Here is a 3,966-nt window from a genome sequence, read left to right as displayed (position 1 = left end):
AAACGGGAGGCTTCGGACGCGAAATCCCGAGGTTCGGTAATATATCGGGAAAAATTTCCGAATCCATTACCGTAGCTCGACCTCCTACCCCATCTTGCAGGGCCGCATGCCCGCCAGCAGGGCCTTGCCCGAACCTGGGGAACCGCTGACTACCGTGCTTGAAGCCCGCGCCGCACGTCGGCGCGGCGCGGGCGAAGCGAGGCGAAGCGAGGCGAAGCGGGCTGCAGAAGACGGCCGGAATGGCGATACCGCCAGATCGGGAGAGAGGCATTCCATGGAACGCCGAACACCCTCGCGGATGCCCGGAGGCCTCGCAAGCGCACGGCCAAGCGTGAGGAGCTCCTGCGCCAGATGGGCACGGCTATCCCCTGGGGACACGCTTGTAGCGCTCGTGAAACCGCACTACTACGAAGGACGACGGGGGGCGCAAGCCTACAGGCATCGAGCGGGGAAGGCGTCCTTAGCAGCTCTCCCGAAAGCGATCAGATCGGTACGAGCATCATTGATCAGCGGTTCCCTAGGCTCTGTGGTTCCGGCGGCCTGACGGCCGCCGGAACGTGCTGATCCCGCGAATTTCGGACACCAGAGCCCTTCTCGCTACTGCGCCAACCTGTGCGGTTCGGCTCGCGCCTACTCGGCGTCCTTCGCCTTCGCGCAGATCTCAACCTGCTCGATGACCGGGTCGAGCGCGCCGGCCACGTCGTACTCCTCCACCTTGCCCTCGTCGCACAGGCGCGCGAACGACGGGTCGATGGGCAGCGTGGCGAACGAGGGGATCTCGTAGCGCTTGGCCACGGCCTCGCCCTGGGGCTCGCCGAAGATGTGGTGGTTCTTGCCGCACTCGTCGCACTTGAAGTAGGCCATGTTCTCCACGAGGCCCACCACGGGCACCTTCAGGTCGTGCGCCAGGTTCACGGCCTTGCCCACGATCATGGCCACGAGCTCCTGCGGCGCCGACACGGTCACGATGCCGTCGACCGGCAGCGACTGGAACACGGTCAGGAACACGTCGGAGGTTCCCGGAGGCATGTCGACGAACAGGTAGTCGATGTCGCCCCAGCTCACCTCGCCCCAGAACTGCTTGATGATGCCGGACACCACCGGGCCGCGCCAAGCCACCGGGATATCGTCCTTCGGCAGCATCAAGTTCACCGACACCACCTTGATGCCGCTGGCCGTCTGGGCCGGCACGATGCCGTCGGCGTCGGCCGTGAGCGGGTTCGTGATACCGAACGTCTTGGGAATGGACGGGCCGGTCACGTCGGCGTCAAGGATGCCCACGCTGAAGCCCTTTTTCTGCATCTGGCTGGCCAAGAGGCTGGTCACGAGCGACTTGCCCACTCCGCCCTTGCCGGAGACCACGCCGATGACGTGCTTGATGTTCGTGCGGGCGTTCGTCGGGAACGTGGACGGGCCCGCGTCCTCGCGGTCGCCGCAGCCGGCAACGCCGCAGCTGCCGCATTCGTGGGTGCATTCTTCTTCTGCCATGGCTCCTTCTTTCCTCGAGAGGCCGCCTCGGTCTCGGCGGCCCGTCGTCTCGTCTCTTTCGGCATGATAGCATATATAAGGTTGCGTCAAGAAAGATTGCCAGTAGCTATTACTAGAGGTAGTCCTATAATGGACGGGAATGGAAGGGCGCCCGCAGCGCCCGGCGGCGGAGGCGCCCTGCGGGGGCGCCCGGAAACGAGAGCGGCGCCCTGCGGGGCGCCCCGAGAGCGAGGAGAGCGCATGCTGTTCGCAGACATCGACATCTTGGACGAGAACCTGGACCTGCAGACCCACCGTTGGGTGGGCGTGAGGGACGGGCACATCGCCTACCTGGGCAAGCAGGCGCCCGCCGGCGCCGAGGCCGAGGCATACGGCGAGGTGTACGACGGTCGCGGCAAGCTGCTCGTGCCGGCGTTCTACAACGCCCATGCCCATGCGCCCATGACGCTTCTGCGCGGTTACGCCGAGAACCTTCCCCTGCAGGCCTGGCTCAACGACATGGTGTGGCCGTTCGAGGCGAAGATGACGCCCGAGGACAACTACTGGGCCACGCTTCTGGCCTGCGCCGAGATGGCTCGCTACGGCGTGGTGAGCTTCTCCGACATGTACTACGCCACCGACGAGCGCGTGCGCGCCGTGGTGGAGAGCGGCCTGAAGGCAAATATCTGCGAGAGCGAGCTGTACTTCGAGCCCAAGCCGTTCGCAGACTACGCCAGCTGCGCGGCGGTCGAGGAATACGTGCGGAAGTACCACGGCGCCGCTGACGGGCGCATCCTCATCGACTACAACATCCACGCCGAGTACACGTCGAACCCGCAGACGTGCAAGGATATCGCCGCCGTGGTGAAGGAGAAGGGCCTGCGCATGCACCTGCACGCCTCGGAGACGAAGAGCGAGCACGAGGAGTGCAAGCAGCGCCACGACGGCCTGACGCCCCTCCAGTACTTCGCGAGCATCGGCGTGCTGGACGTGCCCACCACGGCCGCCCACTGCACGTGGTGCGAGCCGGCCGACTTCGACCTCATGGTGGAGAAGGGCGTGTTCGCAGCCGCCAACCCCGCCTCGAACATGAAGCTGGGCAGCGGCTACGCGCCCATCCCCGCCATGCTGGAGGCCGGCGTGAACGTGTGCCTGGGCACCGACGGCATGGCCTCGAACAACAACCACGACATGATGCAGGACCTGTACCTGCTGGCGCTGCTGTACAAAGGCTCCACGGGCGACCCGTCGGTGGTCACGCCGAAGCAGGCCCTCGCCGCCGCTACGCGCATGGGCGCGCTCTCGCAGGGCCGCGAGGACTGCGGGCTGGTGCGCGCGGGCATGAAGGCCGACCTCGCCGTGCTCGACGTGACGGGTCCCTCCTGGGCGCCGCGCACGAACCCGCTGGTGAACATGGTGTACGCCGGCCATGGCTCCGACGTCGTGCTCACCATGAGCGACGGCGCGGTGGTCTACCGCGACGGCGCCTACCCCGGTATCGACGTGGAGCGCGCGAAGGCCGAGGTGGAGACCCGCACGAAGCGCATCATCTCCGAGGTGTAGCCCCTGCCGCCAAAGCCCGCCCGACACCCCCCCGACGCCGCGTGCCGCACGCAACCGCGCCCCGCGCCAGCCTGTACGCAAAGTACCGCTAGGCGCGGGGCGCGTGTTGGTTTATTCTGGTATGGCTATCATTATGAAGAGGGAAGGGGAAGCATGCTGCGAATTTCCGATGCGCGCATCGACGGCTTCATCGCCGAGGACGTGCCCTACGTCGACCTGACGTGCGCGGTGCTGGGGATAGGCGACGAGCCCGGCGAGATGGACTACTTCACGCGGGAGGACTGCGTGCTGGCCGGGACCGAGGTGGTGCGGCGCATCATGGGCAAGCTGGGCTGCGAGGTGGAATCGGCCGAGCCGAGCGGCACGCGCGTGGCGGCCGGCGGCACCTTCATGACCGTGCGCGGCACGTCGGCCGGCCTGCATGCGGCGTGGAAGGTATGCCTGAACGTGTTCGACCACTGCTCGGCCGTGGCCACGAAGACGCGCTCCATGGTGGACGCGGCGCATGGCGCGAACCCGCGCTGCGAGGTGCTCACCACGCGCAAGAGCCAGCCGGGCGCGAAGGACCTGCTCACCGGTGCCGTCATGGCGGGCGGGGCGTTTCCGCACCGGCTGGGGCTCTCCGAGACGGTGCTCGTGTTCGACCACCACCTCACGTTCTTCGGCGGCTTCGACGCGTTCGTGGAGCAGCTGCCGGCTGTGAAGGCGCGCTGCATCGAGAAGAAGCTGTTCGTGGAGGCCGACGCCGAACGTGCCCGCGTGCTCGCGGCCGCCGGCGTGGACGGCATCCAGTTCGACAAGATCCCGCCCGAGGAGCTGGCGCCCCTCGTGGCCGAGCTGCGCGCCATCGACCCGCACGTCACGCTTGTCGCGGCCGGCGGCATCAACCCGGGCAACGCCGCCGCCTACGCCGCCACCGGCGTGGACGGCCTGGCC

Annotated in this window: 3 protein-coding genes; 2 read left to right on the top strand and 1 reads right to left on the bottom strand. The window is 67.3% G+C overall.

The genetic code is table 11. The features are described from left to right. Positions 1 to 630: 630 nt before the first annotated feature. Complete coding sequence (locus GPA_RS09310; RefSeq protein WP_015539711.1) at positions 631 to 1,488, bottom strand: Mrp/NBP35 family ATP-binding protein; 858 nt, start codon at positions 1,486 to 1,488, stop codon at positions 631 to 633. A gap of 240 nt (positions 1,489 to 1,728) precedes the next feature. Here GPA_RS09310 and GPA_RS09305 point away from each other — a divergent pair, with 240 nt between their 5' ends. Both GPA_RS09305 and modD read left to right on the top strand, forming a co-directional pair. Next, complete coding sequence (locus GPA_RS09305; RefSeq protein ID WP_015539710.1) at positions 1,729 to 3,030, top strand: amidohydrolase; 1,302 nt, start codon at positions 1,729 to 1,731, stop codon at positions 3,028 to 3,030. A 153-nt stretch (positions 3,031 to 3,183) separates the two neighbouring features. Further along, positions 3,184 to 3,966: ModD protein (gene modD, locus GPA_RS09300; RefSeq protein ID WP_041239393.1), on the top strand; the 783-nt coding region annotated here is incomplete at its 3' end.

Origin of the sequence: Gordonibacter pamelaeae 7-10-1-b, assembly GCF_000210055.1 — a bacterium.
Lineage (GTDB): Bacteria > Actinomycetota > Coriobacteriia > Coriobacteriales > Eggerthellaceae > Gordonibacter > Gordonibacter pamelaeae.
The sequence above is the reverse complement of the archived record's forward strand: the minus strand, read 5'-3'. Positions and strand labels throughout refer to the sequence as shown.